The sequence below is a fragment of the Microlunatus endophyticus genome, assembly GCF_014646195.1.
Lineage (GTDB): Bacteria > Actinomycetota > Actinomycetes > Propionibacteriales > Propionibacteriaceae > Microlunatus > Microlunatus endophyticus.
Genome location: NZ_BMMZ01000009.1, coordinates 146782 through 170725, shown reverse-complemented (window position 1 = coordinate 170725; position 23944 = coordinate 146782). Strand labels below are relative to the sequence as shown.

Genomic DNA, 23944 nt, shown 5'->3' with positions numbered 1-23944 from the left:
GAGGGCATGAACAATGGCTGAACTGTCCAGGGCGGATGCCGAGGCGACGGCGTACGGAGTCGGGCTGCTGCTCGACGACGGCGACGTCGTGCTCGAGGGCGGAACCCTGCAAACCGTCGAGGGCCTGGCCAATCTGGCGCAGGTACTGCAACTGCGGATGCTGACGCCGTGGGGCACCGACCCGATCAATGCGGCGTACGGCCTGGACCTGCGGGACGCGCTGACGATCGGGCTCGGCCGGGACGCGATGAAGGCGCTGGTCCGGCTGAATCTGATCCGTACGGTCGCCGCGGACCCGAGGGTCTCCGAAGTGCGATCGGTGCTGTTCGACGACGATCCTGACTACATCGCCGCGCACCCGGATGCTGCGGTCGCTCCCGGTGACAGCGAGCGCCGCCGTCGGGCACTGGTCGAGATCACCTTCGACCCGGTTCCACTGCCGCAGGACGGGACTGCCGGTATGTCGGCGGCCGCCCTCACCGGGGGCACCGGGGTCTCACTGCTGACCGATCTGAGCTGGTGACCTGATGAGCGACGACTACGGCATCACCGACAACGGCTTCGTCCTCAAGGGCATCGACGTGCTGCTGGCGGCGGTCCTCGCCGATGCGGCCCAGATCCTCGGCCCCGGCACCGACCTGACGACCACCAGCGTCGCCCGAAAGCTGTACGAGACCGCGACACTGGAGTACGGCGAGCTCTGGAAGGAGCTGGAGCGCCAGTACTACGCCACCTATCTGTCCACCGCCAGCGGCGACGCGCTCGACCTGCTCGGCGGCGACGCCGGCTTCACCCGGTTGGCCGATTTCGCCACCGGCACCGTGACGCTGACCCTGGGCAACGGGGTCGCCGGTCGCGGCTACGTGCTCGACGAGGCACTGCTGGTGACCAGCACCACCCCGGCACTGGCCTTCACCCTGGACCAGTCGGTGACTCTGACCGCCGACCGGCCGACGGCAACCGTCGGCGTCACCTGTACGACCCGCGGCTACCTCGGCAACGTCGCCGCCGGGGCGATCGACGGCATCGATCCCGGCTGGCTGGCTGCGATGACGGCCGACCTCGGTGCCGCAACGCTCACCGTCACCAACGAGGACGCACTCGCCGGCGGCGGCACGCCCGAGGCCGACAACGACTTCCGCGGCCGGCAGATCGGCGCCTCCCGGACGCTGTGGACGCAGGACTCCGTGCTGCGCGCAGTGAGTGCGGTCGACGGCGTGGTCGACGTCTTGATCTCCGATCCGCTCGGCGGGGTCGACGTCGCCCAGTCCTACTTCAACCAGTTCGACTTCGGCACCCGGCTGTTCTCGGCCGAGCGCCGGGTCGGGGAGCCCTACCGCTTCGACATCGTCGTCGCCCACGACTACCGGTGGCCCTGGGACACCAGCGGTGTCCAACAGGGCATCTCCGACGGCGTCGCCGCAGCCGTCGAACTCGTCCGTCCGCCCGGAATCCATCCCAATATCCTGGAGGCCGACCACATCGACGTCGGCGTCCGGGCGACCGTGGTCATCGAGCCCGCCTACGACGGTGCGGCATTGCTGGCCCGGATCGAGGACCGGATCGCAGCTGGGATCGCCGGGCTCAAACTCGGCAGCGACGTGGTCGCGTCCCAGGTGATGAAGGCCTTCACCGACGAGCCCGGGGTGGTCGACGTACGGTCCCTGCACCTGCGCCGCGGACCAGCCGCTTTCGGCCGGATCAGTCTGGGCGGCGTCCGCTTCCAGGCCGACATCACCGAGGCCGCGGTCGGGGAGAACCTGACCATGGCCGCCACCGAGTTGGCGATCTTCCGGGCCGACTCCCCGCTGAACGACCTGCTGGCGGCGACGTCATGACCGCCCAGCCGGCTGTCGCAACCATGGCAGCCCGGCTCACCGCGCCCTTCGGCCGGGGGGCCGACCTGATCATCCTCGGGCTCGCCGCCGGCAGCACCGCGGACAAGATCGCCGTCGGTCCGTACGACGCCGGCCTGCTCGAGCACCGCGCGCGCTTCGGCCAGGACCCGGTCACGACCTACGCCCTGGAGGCCGTCGCCGACGTCTCACCGCTCACCACGGTCACTGCCCAATGGGCCAGCCCCGCAGCGACCACCTCGATCACCTTGGACGACGGACTGGCGCCCGGCGACGGTGTCGCCCTGCCGCTGCCGGGCGGTGCCGACACCAGCACCCGGCTGGTGGCACTCCAGGAGAGCCCGCCGCGCCCGAATCCGGTGCCGGCCGTCACCCGGTATCGCGTCACGGCCCTGCTGGGCACGATCGCCCGGCTGCTGTGGGCGATGGCCCGGGAATCGGACCGGATCCGGGCGCTCCGACCGGTGCTGGCCGACCAGCGCACCACAGCCGGCGCCACCGGAGCCGGGCTCGACCTGATCGGCGCCGATCTCTACGTTCCGCGGTTCCCGCCGATGCCGTACGCGGTGGACGACGACACGATTGCGCTCTACCACCTCGACGACCCAGCTGCCGCGCTGGACGCGGTCGACGGCTTCCCCGGCCACGCCGCCCACCCGGGAGTGCCGGCGGCCGGCGCGGCACTCGGCTCGGTCGGCCGCTACGGCGGCGGTCTGTGGCTGGCGGCGGGGGGTTCGGTGTCGATCGCCTCCTCCACCGATTTCGACATCGGGGGAACCGACGGATTCACCGTCGAGTGCTTCGTCCGACCCGACCAGACCACAACCGTCGGACCGATCGTCTCCCGGACGGGTACGACCAGCACCGGCTGGGAACTATCGGTCGGCGGCATCGCACCCGACCCGCCCCTAGCCGTGCGAGGTGTGCTGCGGGACGGCACCACCGAGGTCGAGGTGGTGTGCGGCGCAACGCTTCCCACCTCCCGGTTCAGCCACCTGGCGCTGGTGCTGGACCGGGGCGTCGGACTGGTGCGGCTGTTCGTCGACGGTGCCGAGGTCGCCCATGCCGACGCAGCCGGCCTCGGTGCGATCGGCAATCCGGATCCGGTTCTGCTGGGCTCGACGACCGGCGGCTACGCCGGCTGGCTCGACGAGGTGCGGATCAGCAACATCGCCCGATCCGACTTCAGTCCGGCGCTCGGCGAGGCCGATGATCACTATCGCCGCCGGCTGGCGCTGTTCCGTCGCTGGCTGCTGCCGACGCCGCAGACGGTACAAGATCAACTCAACGCGCTGGTCCCGGTCCTGGCCGGCGTGACGAATCCCTTCCTGGTCACCGATGCCGACGAGCCGATCGTCCGCGGACGGCACCTGGTCCGGGTCTGGCCGGCGAGTGTGCTGCGGGGCGCCCACATCGACCGCGACGGCCGCACCGACACGACTCCGGCGCAGCTGTGGTCCGACGACGTGGACAGCTTCGATCCCGCCCTGTGCGGACACCACCACAACCCGTCGATCGTCTACGACGCACCGCGTCCTGATCCCAAACGTGATCTTGCATTGCTGCCGCCGGATCCGTCGCTGTTGCAGCCGCCTGTCGCCGCGGCCCTGGACGCATTGGTGACGGCGCTGGCCGCCGACGGCATCGGCAATGTGCTCCATGTCGTGTCCGGCTTCGACCAGGCGGCCCCCGACGATCGTCGCTCGGCTCGCGGGGTCGTGCTCCGACTGGCCGCAGCGACCTCCGAACGGCTGGCCGCATTGGCCCACCGCGCCGGCTTCGACTTCGTCGAGCACGCCCATGACGGCTCCGTGTATGCCGCTTGCGCGCCCGGACGGCAGCTGCTGCTCGGGCCGGCAGGCGCCACCGCCGACCTGCTCGCCGGACAACCGGTGACCATCGCGGAGGGCGAATCGGCCACTTTCACTTTTGCCCAGACCTCGACCACTTACACCCAGACTGCTCCGGATCTGACCGTCGAGGTCGACTGGTTCAGCGTCGACGGCGCGGTCGGGCGGGTCGATCTTGCTCCGCCGCCGGCGATCCCGCCGGCGCCACCTGTACAGAACCAGCAGGTGGTCACCGGTGTCGCCGCCGGGCAGGTGCTGGTCTCGGTCGACCTGCTGCGCAACGGTCACGTCCAGACCGCCGGCGTCCAGGTGGTCGTCGAACCCGCGCCGCTGGCCGACGGCCAGACCATCGCCGCCGACGGCACTCGGTCGATCACCACCGCCGATCTGGAGCCGCCGGAACCGGTCTTCGACCCGAGCTACCTGGCCACCCTCGCCGATCCGTTGGTGACGATCACGGCAGGGGTCTCGGACCGGATGCAGTCCGCCATCCTCGACCTGCTCGAGTCGCTGATCGCCGATCTGCACGCCGACGGACACGACGGGCTGCAGCTGACCGGGGGTTACGTCGCCGACACCGGCGCGCCGACCCTGGTCGGCCGCGGCCGGCAGGTGCGGGTACGCCACACCTCGATCGGCAACGACGCACTGGCCGTACGCGCCCACCGCTCCGGATTCGGCTACGTCGGCCGGGCCGACCCGGACGTCGTGCTCGCAGCCGAGCTCGCCGACCTGGCGCGGATCACCGGACCGGACACCGTCGAGGTCGGCGGCACCCAGATCCTGACCGTCAGCCCGGAACCGACCGACGTGTCGCCGACCACCCGGCTCGGCTGGTCCTCCGGCCAGCTGCTGACCGCCGACGACAGCGGAATCGCGCTCGGCGCCGTACCGCCCGCGGACCCGGATTCACCGCAGATCCAGCTCCGCGGCATCGCGCCGGGCATCTCCTGGGTGCAGGCGACCCTACGAGAAGTCGACGCGGTCGGGCCGTTCTCCTTCACCGTCGACCTAGCCCCTGCGCTGGCCGGTGCCCGGCTGCCGCTCGACGACTACTACCTGGTCATGAACGCGCTGCACACGCTGTGCCCGATCGGGGTCGAGATCCGCACCGACAAGATCCGGGCTGCTGTCGTCGAGCTCGGGCTCAGCGGTGCGGCGGTCGACCCGAGCTTCACCTATCCACTCTTCCGGCTGCACAGGGCCGCGGCCACCATCCGAAAGGAGCCAACTGATGGCTGATATCAGCTTCACGCCCACCTTCACCCACACGCCATGGGTGGACAACAAGGACCGGGTCCAGGCCGGCGGCACCAACGGGTTCAACATCCGCTTCTCCTCGTTGGAGAACGATCTGCAGACGATCGCCACGGTGGTGGGCAGCATCGACGGGGCCCTGGACGCACTCGAGGCCGGCACCGGCCCGGTCGCCCAGCTGCTCAGCATCGCGCCGCCATCCTTCCTGCCGATCGGCGGTGCGACGAACCAGATCTGGACCACCGATGTCGACGGCTCGGCGATCCCGTCACCCCTGCACGGCAACGCCGACGGCATCATGCCGGTCACCCTGCCGGGCGGTGCGACGCTGACCCAGTTCGCGGTCAAAGGAGCTTTCAGCGGGGCAGGTGGGCTGGAAGTGGACTTCCAGCGGGGCAGGCCGACCGGCACGACAGCGACGATCGATCTGCTGGCGTCGGTGATCGTCGGCGTCACTCCGGGCAACACGGTGGCGATCGGCGGTCCGAATGCGGTCGTCGACACCAACAACTACTACTACTTCGTGCGGGCATCGATCGCCGGCGCCAGCGCCACGACGAACGCACGGATCTTCGGCACTCAAGTCACATTCACGGCGTGAAGGCCGGCACCCGACCGACACCGGACACGGAGGTTCGCAATGCTCTATTTCAAGATCGATTACGACGGCAACCCCGATCCCTCGACGGGGGACCAGGGCGGGAACTACACGTCGACGGCCCCACCTTTCTGGGACAACAACAGCTTGTGGCTGGTCGGCGGGCCGTCCCAGACCAGCGTCAACGTCAACAACCAGGTGCAGGTGAAGACCCGGGTGACCAACAACGGCGACAACCAGGTCGGGGCGGTGCACATCCAGGCATGGGTGTTCCAGCCCTTCGTCGGGCTGACCCAGCCCGGCAAGGCGATCACCGCACTGCACGAGACCAACGGACTGCCGGACGGGTCGCTGATCAGCTTCTCGGGATCGCTGGCCAACCTCGCCCACGGGTCAGGGGCTGACGTGCCGGATCCGCACGTGGCGATCGCCGGCACACCCACCGGCAGCGGCTACTGGGGGGCTTCGCAGCAGGAGCTCGACACCTACGGCGGCCATCTGTGCATCGTGGCGAATGTCTACACCAGCCAGGAAGGGAAGCTGCTGAACACCGAGGACTACTTCGCCACCACGTCCTACGTCGACAGCAACGGTGTCACCCAGCCCCGCGACGGCCATCACGGCCAACGCAACATCGCCTTGTTGCCCTCTGCCCAACCCAAACAGGTGATGGGTTTCCAGGTCCACCCACCGCTGCTGCAGGGACATCCCACGTTGCTGGACATCCACGCGCTGGGATCGGTCGGCATCGGTGCGGGCGAGCGCTGGCTGCTCCAGTCGCGAGCGAACGTGACCAAGATCAACAACAGGCAGTTCGTGATCCCGGGCCTGCGCGGCAAGCCCGCGACACCGCTGAGCTACAGCCGCAAAGGGCTGCAGGGAACGCTCAATCTGGAGAGGTTCGGGGAGATCGACCTGGCCGAGGCGTCGAAGGCGACGAAGACCGCGCTGAAACGGTCGGACGGCGCCATGAAGGTTCCCTTCAGCACCCGGAACGACGGAGCCCGGATCCGGTTGGAGAGCCTGGCCGAGTCCCAGACCGCGACGATCACGCTGCAACGCGACGATGCCAAGGGATCAATGCAGGCCTTCGACATCGTGCAGCGCACCGAGGACGGCCAGATCCTCGGCGGGCTGCGGATGTTGTCCTTGGTGACCGGCGACCTCGACTGACAGCGGTGCCGGATGGGTGACCCGGTCCACGTGCACGTGCCGGTGACGCTGACCGTCACCGGCACGCCGACCGACGACGACCTGGACCGGCTCAAGGACACGCTGCGCCGGCAACTCGGCGACGCGGTGTCGTCGGCCCGGCGGCAGGCCGCCGGCTACCGGCAAGCCCGTACGCCGCCCGCACCGGTCCGGCGTCCGGCCACGCAGGTCGTCACCCGGGCGGTGATGCCGCTCTGGCAGCCGCGCACCGGTCCGTTGGTCGTCGGGAGGGACTGGCGGGTGCTCCGGGCGCTGTCGATCCAGGTGACCATCAGCAGATTCCTGGCCGCGGTCACCATGATCAACGGGGAATCGCCGGACAGCATCCCCGACGTGCTGCAACAGGAGCTGATCGAACGCCTGGGTGATCGGCCGCTCTGGGTAACTGTGTGGCTGGTCGAGACGCTGCGGTCCGCCACGCTCGACGAACTCGAGCAGGCGGTCGACGACCGCTATCTCGAGCTTGCCCATGCCGGCAACTCGGCGTACGCCATCAGCCCGGCCGACGGCGATCGCGCGGTGCTCGCTGATCTTGATCCGAGCGGGACGATCGCCGGCTGGCCTTCGCTGGACGCCGTCAACCTCCGCCGCGTGACCGGCGATCACGAACTGCTGCACGGCGCCCGGCTGGTGTTCGCAGCGGTGACGGTGCCGCGGATCGACTTCGCCGACGTCGTGACGACCGGGCCGCTGGTCCGGTTGTCGCTGACGGCAGCCGAACTGACGCCGTTCGTCGACCGGCAGGATTTCGAACATCGCTTCCTGGATTGGGATCGGTATGCGACCGAGCTCGGCACCCGGACGATCACGGTCGCCCTGCTCGGTGGCGTGGTGCATCGGCCGTACAGCCGACGGACGGCCGCGGCGGCCATGATCAACGAGGTGGAGACGCAGGTGCCTGCCGATCCACTGCTGGCCCGCGGCAGGCGCCTCTACGACGCCGACGAGCCGCAGCTTCCCGCGATCGCGCGCAACCTGGTGATCGGTCAGCAGGTGGTGGTCGCGGTCTTCGACCTGCCCCTCGATCCGGACACCATCACGGCGGCCCGTGAGCGGCCCGACGCCCACCGGAAGGCGTCCGAACTCCGGGCCAGAATGACCGGCGATCCGACCGATTACCACTGGGGCTGGGACCTCTACCGGTGGCTGCGCGACTACTACGGCGATCCTCCGGACGCCCGGCCGGAGGGCGGTACCGCCTTCGAGTACGTGGCGATCGACCTGGCGGCGACCGGCGACCTTGACCGGCTGATCGATTGCGCCGACCGCTCGGGCGAGGAGTTGCTGCGATTCTGGCTGCTGCGTCAGCTGCAGGCCGCCGGGTACGGCAACCGGCCGCGGGTGCAGCAGTTGCGCGGCTCGTTGACCCGGCTGCGGGAGTCACGGTGGGCGAACCGCTACAGCCTCGGCACGGGCGAGCTGTGGCTGGACGGCAGCCACCACGTGCGGGCCGGCACCGGCGACGACGCCGTCCTGGCCAACGCATTCTCGATCTACGTCGTCTCCGCCAAGAGCCAACGACTCAAACCCGCTGCCGCCGACCGGCTCCGCGGGCTGGTGCCGCAGGTGGCGATCGACCTGCTGCGGGAGATCAACATCGCCGGGACGGGGACGTACACCCCGGAGTCCTTCGGCCAGGAGGTGTTCGCGCGCGCGGCCAAGAAGGCCCATGTGACCAACGATGACGTGGATTCGATCGAGATCCAGCGGAGCTGGCGGGTCGAGCAGATCCGGCCGATCGAGCAATGGGGCGTACCGTCGTACGTCCTGGTGCTGAGGGCGGTGCAGAAGCTGCCTGGCGGTGGCTGGGAGCCGGTCGGCGACATCTTCGAGCAGACCGCCGGTGACTTCGAGGCGAATCTGACCTACTGGGCGCTGGGCGCCTCGGCCAAGGTCTACCAGACACTCGGCCTGATCGTGACCGGCATCGGGCTGATCGCCGTTGCCTGGGAAGTAGGGATCATCGCCTTCCTGGTCGACGCCGCCGGCGGCGCAGCGGCACTGGCCATCTCGATCACCGCCAGTGAACTGCTGTACTTCGCCAAAGTCCTGCTGGGCAAGGCGGAACTGACCTGGGAGGGCTTCTTTCTGGCAGCCGCAGACGGCTACGTCAACGCCGTCGGCTTCCGGATCGGCGCGCTGGTCGCGGCACCGATCGGGCGGGCGATCGGCATCGGCACGGTGACCCGGGTGTGGACCGGGCTGGTAGTGGAGCGTCTCGCTGCCGGAGCGGTCGGCGGTGCGTTGTCGGCGGCCGGTGACACCTTCGTCCACGACATCGTGAACGTGGCCTTCCACGACGGCAGTCTCTCGGGCTGGCGCAGCTATGTGCGCAATATGGGCATCGGAGCGGCCCTGGGTGCGCTCGGCGAGCTGACCGTACGCCCAGTGCTCGCCGGGCTCGGCCGCCGCGCGGCCGTCACCGCCGCGGAGATCATCGAGCAGCTGCGGACCGAGGGCGTCTCGCTGGCCACCTTCACCTCGATCGCCACTGCAGCATTGAGCCGGCTGCGGACGGCGATCAACGGGCTGGTCGAACAGGCCGAGGCGGGAGGACTGTACGAGTCCTTCGAGGACTACATCGTCACGGTGATCAAGGAGTGGGGTCCGACGACGGTCGCCCGACGGGTGCTCGAATTGCAGCGCGTCACGTTGACCCCGGCCGCCGAGGCCGGGGTGTCCCGGCTCGCCCGGCTGACCGAGACCCCGCTGGACCAGGAGGCGATCCGGCGGCTGACCTCGGAGCTGGCCGCCCATCCCGGCCCGGCAGTTCCGTTCCTGGAGGTCCTCGGCCGGCTGGACCCTGCGGTGGCCCGCCGGCTCGTCAGCGGCACCTTCGGCAGCGACGCGGATCTGGCCGCCTTCATCGGACGACTGGCCGGCTATCCGGCCGACCAGCAGCGTGCGGCCGTGCAATTACTGGCCGATGCCGATCTGGTCGCCGGGCCACCCGGTGCCGGCGACGCATCGGCGGTCCTGGACCGGCAGTTGCGCCAAGCTCTGGACATCGAGGCCCGGGCCCGGCGGGCCGAGGCGGACGCGCTGCTGAACCAGGCGAACAAGGAAGCGGCGCGGGGCAAAGCGGTCCGGGCCGGCCGGATCCAGCAGCGTGGCGAGGTCCAGCAGGCGCAGGCCGAGGCGCTGGAGCAACAGGCCGCCGGAACCGCCCAGGGGGCAGGACGAGCCGTGCTGCCCGACATCGCCGGGGATCCCGAGGCGGCGGCCGCATTCGAGCAGGCTTTCGGAGGTCCGGGTGGCGAAGGTGCAACGTTGAGCCTCGGCAGCCATTACCGGCTCCCGGCGCGGCCGGACTGGGAGCCGACCGATGCCGACGTCCGGATGATGTTCAGCAGTCGCTCCGGCAATCCGGTGGTCTTCCGCGTCCAGGGCGGCAGCAATCCGCCGCTGGTGAGCAAGCAGGTGTTCGCCGTCGATGCCGCAGGCCGGGTGTCGATCCCGGGCGGGCGTTCCGAGGACGTGTTCGTCAACGTCGGGTCCCTGGAGCGGGCCATTGAGTGGCTGGTGGAGAAGCGGCCGGGCGGGTCCCTGGTGATGTTCGAGGTGGACGCGGCCTGGCTGAGATCGTTCCGCGGTATCGCCCGGCCGGAACAAGCGGCGACCGCGGCCGGAGTCCCGTACACCGTCGACGTCAGCTACGCGGCGGACCAACTCGCTATCCCGTCGAATCTCCTGGCGGAGTTCGAGGAATTCATCGTGCAAGGTACCGGACGGGTGCTCACTTTCGTCCCTGCCGGTCGGTGATCACCTGCATGTCACGATTAGCCTTTGCAGCCAATTGTCACAGCAAGATCAATTCTGGTCCGCAGTATCCGGCGGAGCACGAAAATGTGCCGCTGTTGTGGTGAAAACGGCTCCAAGCCGACCCTGTGACGGTGCACAATTTGGTGATCGGAAAGGTGAAGCGCTGACCCGGGGGAGGTCACAGGTGATCACCGCTGCCACGGTTCTGCAACTCAGCCGCCAGCTTCTCGAAGTGCCACCAGCCGGATACCTCGAAGCTGCTGCCGACTGTATCCACGAATTGATTCCCAGTGACGATGTCGTCTGGATCCAGGGCAACTGGAGGGACGACTCGTTCACGGTCTGGCGCAGAAGTCTGCGCGGTCGCGATGCCTCGGCAGAGCAGATCCTGCGGTGCGGCTACCAGAGCCCGGTGGTCCAGTCCTGTATCCAAACGCCGGTTGATCTTTCGCCACGCCGGCTGTCGGATCTGTCGGCGCCGGACCACAATGCCGCTGCTGTGCGCCAGGCCCAGCAATGCATCGGCCGTGAGCAGCTGTGCCTGATGGTGAATGTGTACAGTCCGATCGCGGGGCGGTGCTGGGTGATCACCCGCGACGACACGGATTTCAGTGACCGGGAAATGGCGGATGCCGAACAGATTCTGCCGGTGCTCTACCTCCTTGATCACTTTCATCACCCTGGGCCGACGCCGACGCCGGCGGGTCTGTCCGTCCGCCGGGCCGGGCTGACGACCCGCGAGGGTCAGGTTGTTGACTTACTCACCACTGGGATGACCGCGGCGGCGATCGGCCGGATCCTCGGCATCTCCGAGCGGACGGTCAGCAAGCATGTCCAGAATGCCTACGACAAGCTCGGCGTCCACGACCGCCTACTGGTGGCGGCAGATCGCCGGTCCGCCGATCACCTGCGGATCCCACCGCCCCGTGAGCGGGTCCCGGATCTGGCGGGAACCTGACGGACCGGGCCGAAGCCGTACGCCGGGCGCTGCCCGGGCGCGGATACCATCGCCGGGTGGGCAGGACGACTTCTGATTCGGTGACATTGCGTCAGGTCGCCGAACGTGCGGGAGTGTCGATCCGCACAGTCTCCAATGTCGTCACCGGTGCGGTACCGGTCAGGGACGCGACCCGGATCCGGGTCGAGCAAGCAGTCGAGGAGCTGGGATATCGGCCCAATGTTGCGGCCCGCCGGCTCCGGTCGGGTCGCGCGCAGGCGATCGGGCTGGTGCTGCCCGACGTGACAGTGCCGTACTTCCGCGAATTCGCCGACGACGTGTTCGCGGCAGCGCGCGCTCACGGCCTGGCCGTCGTCGTCGAACAGACCCGTGGCGACCTCGACCGTGAGCGGTCGGTGCTGGCCGATCCGCGACTGCGGCATGTCGACGGGATCGTCTTCGCGTCGGTAGCGCTGGACCGCGATGATCTTGCCGCAATGCCGCCGCCCGGCCGACCGGTGGTGCTTGCCGGCGCGAGCGCGTTCGACGGTCCGCTCGATGCCGTGGCGCCTGACCAGTACGCCGCCGGGCATGCCGTCGGCGATCTGTTCGGTCGGACCGGGCGGTCACGGCCGGTCATCGTCTCCGCCGACTCGCAACGGTCGCCGTTGCAGGCGTCCGCGCGATACCAGGGCTTCATCGACGGCCTCGCTGATCATGGTGTCGACTTCGGCGACACCGGTGGGGGCCAGGCCGTCCTGCGGAGCGCTGCCGTGACGCTCGAGGCCGGCCGGGCTGCGGTGCCGACCGTCCTCGACCGATGGCCGGGCGTCGATGCGATCTTCGCCAACGCCGACGCGCTGGCCCTCGGGGTGCTCAGAGGTTTGCACGATGCCGGTCGGCGGGTGCCCGAGCATGTCGCCCTGGTCGGATTCGGCAATGTCGAGTACGCCGCCCACAGCCACCCGACGCTGACCACTGTTGACACCTCCCGTGCGGCTGCTGCCCAAGCGGCGGTGAAGCTGATCCTGCAGCGACGCGACGCGGCACTGCCAGCGGCACCGCAACACCTGGACATCGGGTTCACGTTGGTGGAACGGGAGTCGACCGGTGCCGGCGGCTGAGCGCCGGACCGGTCGCAGGAGGTCGACCGGATGGGTGACCATGGCCGACGTCGCGGCGCGGGCCGGCGTCTCCAAGAAGACCGTGTCGGCGGTGGTCAACGGGGTCGGCCAGGTCAGTCGACGGACGGACGCTCGGGTCCGTGCTGCGATCGAGGAACTCGGATTCCTGCCGAATCCTGCGGCCAGAAGCCTGAACTCCCGTCGCGCCGGCGTGATCACGCTGGCACTGCCGCATCTGGGCTCGGGCGACCTGGCCGCGATCGCGTCGGCGGTGATCGCGGCCGCCGAGACTGCCGGCGTGGGAGTCGTCGTCGAACCGACGGGCGGCGACCCGGCACGCGAGGGTGAGGTGTTGCGACCGGGCGCCGGCATCACGGACGGCGTGCTGCTGATCCCGTCACGGCGCACATTGCCGGTCGTGCCCGGCGTGCCGGTAGTGGTGATCGGGGACCGGATGGTGCAACGAACCGTGGCCCAGGTGGTCGCCCCTGCCGAGGCATCGATAACCGTGGCGGCGGAGGTCACCGGCGAATCGGGCGAGCTGGTGGTCGTCGCGGCCGAGGAGGACGCCGACCTCGTCCCCGAATCGCTGGGCGCCACTGTGGTGCCCGCCGAGGATGCCTCGGCGGGCGCGGCGTTCCGCGCCGTCGTCGCGGAACGCACACTGTTCTCCAGCGGCACCCCGAACCGGCCGCGGGCAGACAGGGTGGTGACACTCGGGGGCGGATCGGCGATCGGCGTCGCGCACGCCCTGCGGACGCTCGGGCTGGATATCCCAGCAGATGTCCGGCTGGCGGCTGTCGGTGGCGGCGGCGAGCCGGCCTTCGCCGATCCGCCGATCACCACCGTCGCGCCCGACGTCCGGCAGCTGGCCGAGATCGCGGTGGGTCGGCTGCTCGGCCACCTCGACGGCAGTGATCGGACCGTCCGCTACGACGAGGTCGGACTGCTGGTGACCCGTCGCGCGTCGACCGGCAGTTGACCCGCCAGCTCCGAGGCAGCCGTTGACTCTGCCGCGCGATGCTTCTACGCTGCACTTTGCAACGGTAACGGTAACCGTTGCAAAACTGCTCGGATCTGCATCGAAGGAGCTGTATGAGCGGCACCCAGCCCATGGCGGGACCAACCGGCGGTCGCGGACCGATCTCCCCGGCCGCGCGCCGGACCGTCCTGGCGAGTTTCCTCGGTTCGCTGTTCGAGTGGTACGACTTCGGGATCTACGGCACCACCTCGGCGATCGTCTTCGACCAGGTGTTCTTCCCCAAAGAGAGCCCCGCCGTCGGCACCCTGCTGGCGCTCACGACCGCCGCAGTCGGCTACTTCACCCGACCGATCGGCGGCATCATCTTCGGCCACTTCGGCGACCGGGTCGGGCGCAAGCAGCTGCTGGTGATCACGATGTTGATCATGGGCATTCCGACCTTGATCATCGGGTTCCTGCCCGGATACGCGAAGATCGGCATTCTCGGGCCGATCCTGTTGTTGCTGATGCGGCTGGTGCAAGGAGTGGGCCTGGGAGGCGAATACGCCGGTGCCGCGCTCGCCACCATCGAGTCCGTTCCACAGAACCGGCGCGGCTTCTTCGGTTCGATCCCTCAGCTGGGCAACCCGATCGGGGGCCTGCTCGGCGCGGTGCTGGTGCTGGCGGCAACCAGCGTCGCCGGCGACGACGTCTATGCCGCCTGGTTGTGGCGGGCGCCGTTCCTGATCAGTGTCGTACTGCTGGTCTATGCCATGGTCGTACGGCTGCGGCTGGTCGAGACCGGCGACTTCCACAAGCTTGTCGAGGACCGAGGCGTCCAGAAGTCTCCCTTGATCACCGTGCTGCGCTACCACTGGCGACCGCTGCTGCTCGGGTTGGGTGCCCGCTGCGCCGACGCGATCAGCGGCAACATCGCCATCGTCCCCTACATCGTCACCTTCCTGCACCTGTCGAACAGCACCAGCCTGGCGACGACGATCATCCCGGCGATCTTCGCAGTGCCGCTGATGCTCTCGATGGGCGCGGTGTCGGACCGGATCGGCCGCAAGCGAATGTTCGTCATCGGCCTGTGTGTGCTCGCCGTCACGATCTTCCCGCTGTTCGCGCTGCTCAACACCAAGATCTTCTGGCTGATGGTGCTCGGCATCGTGATCATGAAGCTCGGCAACAGCACCCAGTTTGCGGTGCAGAGCGCCTTTCTGTCCGATGTCTTCCCGACCGAGGTCCGCTACACCGCCGTTTCGCTGGTCTATCAGCTCACGGCGATCATCGGCGGATTGACCGGTCCGGCCTGTGTGGCCATCCTGATCGCCTCGAACGGCAGTCCGTGGCCGTTGGCAGCGGCCGTGACGGCGGCCATCCTGGTCAGCGTCGGCTGTGCGCTCGGGATGCGAGCGAGGGTCAGCACCGAGACGATGCAACCCGTACAGGCATGACAACAAGCCGTCTGATCAAGACACCGGAGGAGCGCCGTGCCGACTGACCGTCCCGACATCGTCATCGTGATGACTGACCAACACCGCGCGGATGTCCATGCCCGCAACGGTTTTCCATTGGACACGATGCCGTTCGTCGACGCGCTGGCTGCCGAGGGCACCTGGTTCGACCGCGCGTACACGGCCAGTCCGCTGTGCTGTCCGGCGCGTACCAGCCTGATGACCGGCCGATGGCCGTCGGCCCATCGGGTGACCCAGAATCCGGCCGCGGACCAGGCCGTCTTCGGCACCGACCTCTTCCAGGCCGCCAAGCAGGCCGGGTACGCGACGGCGTTGATCGGCAAGAACCACACCTATCTGACGGCCGACGACGTGGACGTCTATGTGGACTTCATGCACGACGGTGCCGTGATCCCGTCCGCCGACCCGGTCGAGGCGGCCTTCGATGGGTGGCTGGCCGGACTGCGACACCGGACCGCCGAGGATCCCACCCCGTATCCGCTCGAGGCCCAGAATCCGTACCGGATCGTCCAAGCAGCGTTGGACTGGAGCCGAAGCCTGCCCGACGACGTGCCGATGATCATGGTGGTCTCGTTTCCCGAGCCGCACAACCCGTACCAGGTGCCGGCGCCGTACTTCGATCTGTTCCCGCCCGAGTCGTTGCCACCTGTCCGGGCCGGCGCGGAGGCACTGGCGGACCGGCCGTTCAGCTGGCGCTACCTGCGCGAACTCGGTGATCAAGCCGTCGAGGACTACGAGGGCATCATCCCCAGGGCACGGTCGAACTACTTCGGCATGCTGCGGCTGATCGATGACCAGGTCCGTCGACTGCACGAGGGCTTGGCCGACCGGCACGCCCGTCGTGAGCGGGTGATCGCGCTGACTGCTGATCATGGTGACTACGTCGGGGAGTACGGGCTGGTGCGCAAGGGTGCCGAGGTGCCGGACGTGCTGGCGCGGATTCCCCTGGTGATCACCGGCGATGCCGTTCGGAGCGGCCCGTCCGAGGCTCACGTCTCGCTGGCCGACCTGATGCCGACCTTCTGTGAAGCCATGGGCCTGGCACTCCCGGTCGGCGTCCAGGGCCGCAGCCTGTGGCCACTGATCACGGGGGCCGACTATCCCGAGGCCGAGTTCCGGTCCGCCTACGTGGAACAGGGCATGGGCGGACTGCCCTACGACGAGCATGATCGACTGCCGGATCCGATCCCCGGCCTGTTCCGGGACGGGCCGGGCGGGGCACCGCGGTTCGACGAACTGAACGCCGTCACGCAGAGCGGTCGCCGCCGCAAGATCCGCGCCGGCCGGTGGTCATTACAGATCGACCTGCTCGGGAACTGCGGGCTGTACGACCTGGATGACGATCCCGACGAGCTCATCGACCTCTGGGACGCGCCGACCGCGGAGGTCCAGGACGCCAAGATCGACTTGCTCCGGGAACTGGCCGTCTGGCAGCTGCGGACCGAGGATTCGCTTCCGCAGACTCCCCGCGGCTACGTCCAGAAACTCAACCCCCGCAATTGGCTGGCAGACGGCTGAACGCAAACGTCCGGCGCCGGACCCGATGGACCGGCGCCGAACGATCGTGGATCCGCGTGAGCGGGAAGGTACTCAGTGGGTCCAGGCGTGGTTGCGGATGTAGGGGAGCCGGTTGAAGTAGCGGCCGAGGCCCCAGGTGATACCCGCGGAGGTTGCTGCCAGCACGATCAGGGCCAGCGCGTAGATGATGTGGTAGTCGACGATCGGGTTGGTGGAGCCGCTCGGGTCTCCGGTGGTGGTGAATCGGGCGATCGGGAATTCGGTGGCCCACATCATCAGCATGATCAGCGAGCCGGCGACCGCTGCCGGCCGGAGTGCGATGCCGGCCATGACGGCGACGCCGACGGCGAGCATGCCGAGCATGAAGAGCCAGTCGGCCCACCAGGTGCCGGCGATCGCGTGGGCGATGCCGGTGAAGGGTCCGACGTCGGCGGAGGCGAGGAAGCCCTTGGTGGGTGAGCCGCCGTTGATCCAGGATTTCGCTGCGGTGGTGGAGTAGCCGAGGCCGAAGGTCTTGTCGAGGAAGGCCCACAGGAAGATGAAGCCGGTGGCGACCCGTAGTCCGGCCAACAGCCGGCGGGCGACGGTGCTCGTGGTTCGGGTGCTGCTCTGCGCGGATACCTCGGCGGCGGTGCCGGGGACCTTGGTGATCAACTGCCCGGTCGCCGGAGCTGATGTGGTGCGGGCAGTGCTGGTGCGGGCGGCGAGGCCCACGGTGTGCGTTCCGTGATGAACGCTCATGATCGGTCCTTCCCTTGGTGATCCGTGCTTCGAACCCGGGTCGCTGTGTCTGTTTTCTCTGACGTCTTTGATCTTGCTCCGGGGCGCGATGCGAAGGATCTGTCGAAGGACGGTACTTCGTAGGACCTTCGTCATACGAGTTCCGCGAGTATTCCTGGAAACGCCGGATCCGAGCGGGGTCGCGTCAGCGCAGGGTGCGCGATGCCAGGTGCAGCGCGAGCCTGGTCTCGGGATCGGCAAGATCAACTCCGAGCAGCCGTTGGATCTGGGCGAGACGGTTGGACACGGTATTGCGGTGGATATCAAGGATGGCCGCGGTCTCGGCCACCGACGCTCCGGTGTCGAGATAGTGCCCGAGCGTGATCAACAACTGCCCACCGGCCCGGTCCAGTGGAGCGAGCAGGTCGCGAGCGGCGGGCAGGAAGGTGTCGGTCTGCGTCCAGGCGAGCAGCAGCTGGGCCAGGCCCAGGGTGTCGATGTGGACGAAGTGGCCGGTCTCGGGCCTGTTGCTCGCCAGCCGCGCGGCATCGGCCGCTTCACCGACGGTGCGTACGAGACCGGATGCGCCGGCTTGGACGCTGCCGACTCCGACGTTGGTCGCGATCCGTGATCGGAGGTCGGCCTGGCCCCGGCGCATGCCGGCAGACGCCGAGCGGACCTCGGTCACCGACGGTTCGGAGTCGTAGGAGATCCAGGCCGCCCAGCCGGTGTCCTGCTCGACGGACTGGATCGCCAGGCCGCGCCGCGCGAATGCCTCCAGGATGTCGGACCGCTGGGCGATGGGGTCGGCGGGTCCGCGCGGGACGATCCGGATGCCGATGTGCCAGGCGTCCAACGGCCAGCCGGCCCGGATCGCCCGCTGGGCCAGCTCCGGTGGCGGCGCCGATCCGGCCGCCCGGAGTTCGTCCAGCAGGCTGGTACGGGACTGGGCGTCGCGTTCGTCGGCCAGGCGCGCCAACGCGAGCCGGTGGCCGACGGCGATGCTGGCGGTCTGGAGTGCGCCCAGCAGCCCGGCGGTCTCCATCGGAAGACTTCGGGGGACGGCCGCGGCCAGCCAGGCCCGTGGCCCGATGCCGGTCCCTACCGCAGCCGCGACCAGGTGGCCGCCGTCGCGGTCCGGCACCTGCACCGGGTGATCGCCGGCCGAGCTCGCGATCAGCAGCGACCTCCCGGCGTCGTCGAGCACCGTCGCTCCCTCGAGCGTGTGGCCGGAGGCGTCGAGCAGCGAGAGCGGGTGGCCAAGTGCCGCCTCCAGGCGGTGCAGGGTCTCGGTGACATCGGGTCCGGCCTCGAGCGCTGCCTGCGCCGCGCGGGTGATGAGCCGGACCGCCGGCGCGTGTGAGGAGGCGAGCTGTTCGTGGAGCTGGATCGACGTCTCCCACGGCTCGGACACTGCGAGCAACCCGACGTGCAGCCGGTTGGCCAGAGCCGTCGTGCCCGGGCCCGGTTCGGCGTCTGGGGAGGCGGTGAAGGCGACGGCAACGATCCGGGCCTGACTCGCTCGGCGCAGCAGCACGTCGAAGGCCGTGTCGAAGCGGGTGACCGGGTCCATCAGCACCAGGACCGCAGGCGGGCCCTCGGCGAGCGTCGCGGAGATCTTCCGCGGTGGACCGGAGCGGCCGAGGACGCGCTCGATCTGAGTCTGCGGGTCGCCGGTGATCAGTCGAGCGTCCTGGAGATCCGGTACGGCCAGCAGTTCCGCGAGCCGCGCTGTCATGGGGTTCTCGCTGTCATGGGGTTCTCGCTGTCATGGGGTTCTCGCTGTCATGGGGTTCGCCATGATCGGGTCGGCGTCGATGCCATAGAAGCGAGGATCGGCGCGGGCGAGGAAGGCGGGATCCGAGCGCCAGAGCGGCGCGCCGGGCAGTACCAGGACCTCGACGTGGTTCCCGGTGCGCAGTTGGTCGGCGCCCAGTGGTCCGCCGGTCCTGGCGTCCAGCACGCTGATCACATCCGGGACGCTGGCCGCGGGCTCGCCGTCGACGGTCAGGTAAAGGTATTCGCTGCCCATCTCCAGTCGCGCGACCGCTCCGCTGCGCGGGTCGCTGAGTGCCGCGGTCCCGTGCACAAAGCTGATCGGGTCGTCGTGTCGTTCGACCTCGATCACCCGGCCCCGCGCCGCGATCCGGCCGCCGAGCGCGGCCGCAGCGGCAGCCAACGATGCGTGCTCGGCCATCGCGCGGCCGATCCGGATCGCATGACTCACGCTGCCGGCCACCAGATCGGAACGTACCTGCTCCAACGGCAACGGGCCGAGGGCGAAAGCGGCCCATCCGCCGGAGCGGGCGACCGCACCGCGGAGGGCCGACTCCAGCTCGGCCGGGGAACTGGCGTCGATCACGATCGACAGGCCGCTGGTGGTGACGATGGCCGCCGTCACCCGGACGACGCCGCGGGTGAAGATCGACAGCTGGTCGAGCCGGGGTGTGGCGCGGCCAACCATGTCCGCGTCGAGGATCGGCAGTCCGGACACCGCTGCCAACGCGACGGTGCCGAGCGCGGTCATCCCGCCGATCTGGGCCGGCACCACCGCTTCGGCCCGCTCGCCGGTCCAGCGCTCGACGGCCTCGACCGCGGTCGGGAGCTCGAAGCCGCCGGGCGGCTTCTCGCCGAGGACCGTCGTCGAGCCGAGGAAGGTGACTGCGACCAGCGAGCGCAGCGTACTGTCGACCGGTTCGACCCGAACCGCCAGCTCGTTGCGGCGTGGACGCAGTGCCGACCGCAGCAGGTCGACCTGGCCCCCGCCGCCGCAGCCGAGGATCGCGGCCCCGGCCGCGAGTGCGCCGATGTCGGCGCCGGTGATGCGGCTCACCGCACCGGCGTCTGCTCCCATTCCTCCATCCTGGCATCGGCGGTCCCGGCGATCTCTCCACCAGGGCCGTCCTCGACCGGGACGAATTCCCGGTCCAGGCCGAAGCAGCGTGGGCCGAAGACCGCCAGAGCCTCCGGCGTCCGCATCAGGGCCGGTGTCGAGACACCGATCACCCGCACGCGATCGCCGTAGCGCAGCCGCTCGGTGGTGATCGGCTCAGCCGTCTCCTCCTCGAGGATGCAGATCAGGTCGGGCACAACCGCGAGCTGTATCTCGTCCCGGATCGCCACGAGATTCTCGTTCTGGAAGGAGATCTCCAACTCGCCGTCGCCGTCGGCACTCCGGATCCGCGCGCGGCCACGAGCGAAACCCTCGGTCGTACGGCGTTCGACGTCGACCACCTTGCCGTGGAACAGCTCGCGGATATGGGTGTAGATCGTCCTGCTGAAGGCGTCCGCGAGCGCGGCGAACGGATCGCGATGATCACGGCGGGCGTCCAGGATGGCCCGGCCGACGCTCAGCGCGAGCGAGAGCGTACGGGGCACGGCAGTGTCCTTGACCTGCCGGCCGGTCATCGCGTACTCGGCGATGTAGGCGACACCGCCGAGCCGGATGGTGACACCGCGGGCCAGCCATTCCAGCTGCCGGTTGTCCTCGCCGGTGTCGATCAGCACGGTGTGCCCGAGTTCGTCGGCGATCGCCAGCGGCGAGCCGGGTACGCCGTAGACCGAGAAGGTCTCCATCTGCAGTTCCGGGAACGCGCGTCCCATCCCGTCGGCGTCCACAACGGGCAGCCCACCGGTCGCGCCGACCAGCAACGGGATCATCGAGTTGATGCCGCCGCACTCGATGGGCATCGTCGCCGCCGCCCGCCGACCCCGATGATCTTCCAGACGCCGGAGGGCGGCCAGTGGCTCGGGACCGGCAGGAATGCGTTCCAGTACGACCGTCGGCGCACCCATCTGTGCGGTCGGGATGATCAGCAGGTCGTCGTCGAGATCGTCCGGATCGAGGATCGTGACCGGCCCGTGCTCGCGCATCGCCTGCTCGACCAGCAGCCGCCCGATGTGCGGGTCGCCGCCGCCCCCGGTGCCGAGCAGGGTGGCGCCGAGCGCGAGGGCGGGGAGATCTTCCGGCCCCAGCTGCCAGCTCACGAGTCCGACACCACGATGCCGTCGAAAAGGACCGGGTCGGTGTCGTAGCCGAAGTAGGCCGGCCCAGCCAGGGCGTGGGCGGCGGCAGAGTGCCACCGCGGATCGGCGGGAGCTGTGACGATCCGTACCCGGGCGCCGTACCGCAGTCCCTCGGTGGTGATCGGCTCTCCGGTGTCGGCCTCCAGGACGATGATCAGATCGGGGGCCGTGGTCTCGACGGTGCGGTCGACCTCGACGATCAGGTGCTCGTTCTGGAAGCGCAGGACGGCCTCGCGCCCCTGGTTACCACCGATGCCCGCAACTCGCGCGGTACCCCGGGCGAAGCCGGTCTGGGTCCGCCGCTCGACGTCGACGACCTTACCCTCGAAGACGATCCGGCCGGACAGCACGTCTGCCACCGCGGCCACCGGATCGGCGTTGGCCGCCCGGGCGCGCACCAGGGTCTGTCCGAGTTCGACGCACAGCGACAGGGTGCCCGGAACGTACGACTCCTTCAGCTGGGCACCGGTCAGCACGTACTGGGCGGTGGATACCGAGCAGCCCATCTCGACCGTGGCCGTACGGGCCAGCCGCTCGGCCCAGCGGTTGTCGATGGTGTCGAGCATCAGGCTGTTGCCCTTCTCGTCGGCGACTGACATCGGCGCGGCCGCGTGACCGTAGAGAGTCGGCAGCACCATCTGCACCTCGGGAAAGGCGCGACCCATCCCGTCGGCGTCGATCAGCGGCAGGCCCAGCTCGGCGGCGGCCACGATCGGGGTTGTCGAGTTGACGCCGCCGGCCTCGATACAGGCGATATGGGTCGGGACGATGCCGAGCCGGGCGGTGAGGTCGCGTACGGCCTGGGCGAACTGGGTCCCGGTCGGCAGTTTCTCGACCATCACGGTCGGCGCCCCCATCATCGCGGCGGAAACCACCACTGCGTCGTCCGGGATGTCGGGCACCTGGACGATCTCGACCGGCCCGCGCTCCCGGACGGCCGCCTCGGCGAGCAACCGGCCGACGTACGGATCCCCGCCGCCGCCGGTGCCGAGGATCGCCGCGCCACGGGCCAGGTCCTTGATCTCCGGCCCCTCGATCCGGGTCAACGGCCGGATCGCGGTCGTGATGGGACTGCTTCCGGCGTTCACCGGGCCACCGCCGTCAGGGCGAGGTCGCCGACCGCCTTGGCCCGGATCCGGGTGGCATTGCCGGGGAGGTAGGGGATTGGCACCTCGTCGAAGTCGACGATCTCCACCGATCCCGGGTGGGCGCCGGCGGCGATCGCCCGGTCCACCGCCTCCTGGCGGGCCTCGTCGATGACGGTGGCGCGGCTGCCCTCGGAGATCGCGTACACCTTGTCGATCTCTCCGGAGACCTGGGCGATGGCGGCGCCGATCGCGTTGGCGACGGCGAAGTTCTCCGGCCGGTGCAGTCGGCCCAGGCCCGGCAGCTCTTCGGGCAGCAGCACCGATCCACCGCCGACGGCGACCACCGGTAGGGGTGCCGCGGAGGTCCGCATCCGCTCGACCACGTCGGCGACCCGGGTCGCGATCACGTCAAGGGCCCGGTCGGCGGCTTCCTGGGACAGGTGCCCGACCCGACCGGTGTCGCCGATCTCGGCCCAGCCTGCCGCGACGGCGACATCGGTCGCGGTGAGCGTGGAACCGCCGAAGACCAATGCCTCGGTGTTCAGCCGGTAGCCGACCGAATCGGGGCCGACGAGGGCGCCGTTCTCGCGGACGAGCGAACCACCGCCGATGCCGATCGACAGCACGTCCGGCATCCGGAAGTTGGTGCGGACGCCGGCGACCAGCACCTCACCGGTCGCCTCGCGGGGGAATCCCTGATTCAGCACGCCGACATCGGTTGTCGTCCCGCCGACGTCGACGACCGCGCAGGTGTCCAGGCCGGACAACACAGCGGCCCCGCGCATGGAGTTGGTCGGTCCGGAGGCGAAGGTCGCCACCGGGTAGCGCCGGGCGTACTCCATGTCCATCAGCGTTCCGTCGTTCTGGCTCAGGAACAGCGGTGCCGTCAGCCCGCTGGCGGCCACCGACGAGGCCAGGCCGTCGACGATCGAGGTGGCCAGCTCGCGCAGCGCGGCGTTGATGATCGTCGCGTTCTCCCTTTCCAGCAAGCCGATCCGGCCGATCTCGTGGGAGAGCGAGAAGGCGACGTCGGGACCGAGTTCGGCCTGCAGGATCTCCTGCGCCTGCAACTCCAGCTCGCTGTTGATGGGCGAGAAGACCGACGAGATGGCGACCGATCGTGAACCGGAGGCCGCGATGTCAGCTGCATGCCGCTTGAGCTCGTCGGGATCCAGCGGTGAGATCTCCCGGCCGTCGAATTCGTGACCGCCGTGGGCCAGGTAGGCCCGTCCCTGCATCGCCGCGACCAGCGGCTCGGGCCAGTCGACGAACGGCGGAAGTGACGCGGTGGCGGGCAACCCGAGCCGTACTGCTGCGGTCGGGGCGAGCCGGCGTGCCTCGACCAGCGCGTTGATGAAATGCGTGGTGCCGATCATCACCGCGTCGATGTCGTCGACGGAAAAGGCCCGCTGCTCCTGCAGAGCGGCCAGCGCCTCGACGATGCCGGTGGTCACATCGGCACTGGTCGAGCGTTTGACCGCCGCGGCCACCGTATTGGCGTCCATCAGGACCGCGTCGGTGTTGGTGCCGCCGACGTCGATGCCGATTCTCATAGCT

The 23944-nt window shown here is 69.3% G+C and carries 17 protein-coding genes; 11 read left to right on the top strand and 6 right to left on the bottom strand.

Features of this window, described 5'->3' with window-relative positions; translation table 11 throughout:
- Positions 1–13 precede the first annotated feature (13 nt).
- The 11 genes from IEY07_RS17280 to IEY07_RS17230 all read left to right on the top strand — a co-directional run bounded on the left by IEY07_RS17280 (position 14) and on the right by IEY07_RS17230 (position 16553).
- Positions 14–523 carry a GPW/gp25 family protein gene (locus IEY07_RS17280; protein WP_188896642.1) on the top strand — a complete coding sequence of 170 codons (510 nt, stop codon included), beginning with the start codon at positions 14–16 and terminating at the stop codon, positions 521–523.
- 4 nt (positions 524–527) lie between these two features.
- Positions 528–1838, top strand: a complete 1311-nt coding sequence (locus IEY07_RS17275) for a baseplate J/gp47 family protein (RefSeq protein ID WP_188896641.1) — start codon at positions 528–530, stop codon at positions 1836–1838.
- Entirely contained in the window at positions 1835–4948 is a 3114-nt protein-coding gene (locus IEY07_RS17270) for a LamG domain-containing protein (RefSeq protein ID WP_188896640.1), read from the top strand. Before IEY07_RS17275 ends, IEY07_RS17270 begins: the two co-directional genes overlap by 4 nt.
- Positions 4941–5564 (top strand): hypothetical protein, encoded by a 624-nt coding sequence (locus IEY07_RS17265; RefSeq protein WP_188896639.1) that lies wholly within the window; start codon positions 4941–4943, stop codon positions 5562–5564. The genes IEY07_RS17270 and IEY07_RS17265 overlap by 8 nt, the downstream gene beginning before the upstream one ends.
- Positions 5565–5603: 39 nt before the next feature.
- Positions 5604–6734 (top strand): hypothetical protein, encoded by a 1131-nt coding sequence (locus IEY07_RS17260; protein ID WP_188896638.1) that lies wholly within the window; start codon positions 5604–5606, stop codon positions 6732–6734.
- Positions 6735–6746: 12 nt separating this feature from the next.
- Positions 6747–10535 carry a coiled-coil domain-containing protein gene (locus IEY07_RS17255; protein WP_188896637.1) on the top strand — a complete coding sequence of 1263 codons (3789 nt, stop codon included), beginning with the start codon at positions 6747–6749 and terminating at the stop codon, positions 10533–10535.
- A gap of 184 nt (positions 10536–10719) precedes the next feature.
- Positions 10720–11493: a helix-turn-helix transcriptional regulator gene (locus IEY07_RS24270; protein ID WP_229670224.1), complete on the top strand. Its 774-nt coding sequence runs from the start codon at positions 10720–10722 to the stop codon at positions 11491–11493.
- 56 nt (positions 11494–11549) lie between these two features.
- Positions 11550–12596 (top strand): LacI family DNA-binding transcriptional regulator, encoded by a 1047-nt coding sequence (locus tag IEY07_RS17245; RefSeq protein WP_188896636.1) that lies wholly within the window; start codon positions 11550–11552, stop codon positions 12594–12596.
- A 40-nt stretch (positions 12597–12636) separates the two neighbouring features.
- A complete protein-coding gene (locus IEY07_RS17240; RefSeq protein WP_229670232.1) occupies positions 12637–13578 on the top strand; it encodes a LacI family DNA-binding transcriptional regulator in 942 nt (313 codons plus the stop codon).
- A 113-nt stretch (positions 13579–13691) separates the two neighbouring features.
- Positions 13692–15014 (top strand): MFS transporter, encoded by a 1323-nt coding sequence (locus IEY07_RS17235; RefSeq protein ID WP_188896634.1) that lies wholly within the window; start codon positions 13692–13694, stop codon positions 15012–15014.
- A 36-nt stretch (positions 15015–15050) separates the two neighbouring features.
- Positions 15051–16553 carry a sulfatase-like hydrolase/transferase gene (locus IEY07_RS17230; RefSeq protein ID WP_188896633.1) on the top strand — a complete coding sequence of 501 codons (1503 nt, stop codon included), beginning with the start codon at positions 15051–15053 and terminating at the stop codon, positions 16551–16553.
- A gap of 72 nt (positions 16554–16625) precedes the next feature.
- On the opposite strand, the gene IEY07_RS17225 is transcribed toward IEY07_RS17230, so the two are convergent.
- The 6 genes from IEY07_RS17225 to IEY07_RS17200 form a co-directional block, all read right to left on the bottom strand.
- Positions 16626–17294: a DoxX family protein gene (locus tag IEY07_RS17225; RefSeq protein WP_188896632.1), complete on the bottom strand. Its 669-nt coding sequence runs from the start codon at positions 17292–17294 to the stop codon at positions 16626–16628.
- Positions 17295–17478: 184 nt separating this feature from the next.
- The gene (locus IEY07_RS17220) at positions 17479–19011 is read right to left on the bottom strand and encodes a helix-turn-helix domain-containing protein (RefSeq protein WP_188896631.1); all 1533 of its coding nucleotides are present in this window, start codon (positions 19009–19011) and stop codon (positions 17479–17481) included.
- Between the two features lie 30 nt (positions 19012–19041).
- Positions 19042–20127: a DUF917 domain-containing protein gene (locus IEY07_RS17215; protein ID WP_188896630.1), complete on the bottom strand. Its 1086-nt coding sequence runs from the start codon at positions 20125–20127 to the stop codon at positions 19042–19044.
- Positions 20103–21260, bottom strand: coding sequence for an S-methyl thiohydantoin desulfurase family protein (locus tag IEY07_RS17210; protein WP_188896629.1), 1158 nt, complete (start codon positions 21258–21260; stop codon positions 20103–20105). The genes IEY07_RS17215 and IEY07_RS17210 overlap by 25 nt, the downstream gene beginning before the upstream one ends.
- Positions 21257–22387: an S-methyl thiohydantoin desulfurase family protein gene (locus IEY07_RS17205; RefSeq protein ID WP_229670222.1), complete on the bottom strand. Its 1131-nt coding sequence runs from the start codon at positions 22385–22387 to the stop codon at positions 21257–21259. Before IEY07_RS17205 ends, IEY07_RS17210 begins: the two co-directional genes overlap by 4 nt.
- Complete coding sequence (locus IEY07_RS17200; RefSeq protein ID WP_188896628.1) at positions 22384–23940, bottom strand: hydantoinase/oxoprolinase N-terminal domain-containing protein; 1557 nt, start codon at positions 23938–23940, stop codon at positions 22384–22386. Before IEY07_RS17200 ends, IEY07_RS17205 begins: the two co-directional genes overlap by 4 nt.
- Between the last annotated feature and the right edge of the window lie 4 nt (positions 23941–23944).

Excerpts from the sequence above, each read along its gene's own strand:
- IEY07_RS17280 (WP_188896642.1), top strand. The coding sequence starts at position 14 with ATGGCTGAACTGTCCAGGGCGGATGCCGAGGCGACGGCGTACGGAGTC.
- IEY07_RS17275 (WP_188896641.1), top strand. The coding sequence starts at position 528 with ATGAGCGACGACTACGGCATCACCGACAACGGCTTCGTCCTCAAGGGC.
- IEY07_RS17270 (WP_188896640.1), top strand. The coding sequence starts at position 1,835 with ATGACCGCCCAGCCGGCTGTCGCAACCATGGCAGCCCGGCTCACCGCG.
- IEY07_RS17265 (WP_188896639.1), top strand. The coding sequence starts at position 4,941 with ATGGCTGATATCAGCTTCACGCCCACCTTCACCCACACGCCATGGGTG.
- IEY07_RS17260 (WP_188896638.1), top strand. The coding sequence starts at position 5,604 with ATGCTCTATTTCAAGATCGATTACGACGGCAACCCCGATCCCTCGACG.
- IEY07_RS17255 (WP_188896637.1), top strand. The coding sequence starts at position 6,747 with ATGGGTGACCCGGTCCACGTGCACGTGCCGGTGACGCTGACCGTCACC.
- IEY07_RS17240 (WP_229670232.1), top strand. The coding sequence starts at position 12,637 with ATGGCCGACGTCGCGGCGCGGGCCGGCGTCTCCAAGAAGACCGTGTCG.
- IEY07_RS17235 (WP_188896634.1), top strand. The coding sequence starts at position 13,692 with ATGAGCGGCACCCAGCCCATGGCGGGACCAACCGGCGGTCGCGGACCG.
- IEY07_RS17225 (WP_188896632.1), bottom strand. The coding sequence starts at position 17,294 with ATGAGCGTTCATCACGGAACGCACACCGTGGGCCTCGCCGCCCGCACC.
- IEY07_RS17220 (WP_188896631.1), bottom strand. The coding sequence starts at position 19,011 with ATGACAGCGCGGCTCGCGGAACTGCTGGCCGTACCGGATCTCCAGGAC.
- IEY07_RS17215 (WP_188896630.1), bottom strand. The coding sequence starts at position 20,127 with ATGGGAGCAGACGCCGGTGCGGTGAGCCGCATCACCGGCGCCGACATC.
- IEY07_RS17200 (WP_188896628.1), bottom strand. The coding sequence starts at position 23,940 with ATGAGAATCGGCATCGACGTCGGCGGCACCAACACCGACGCGGTCCTG.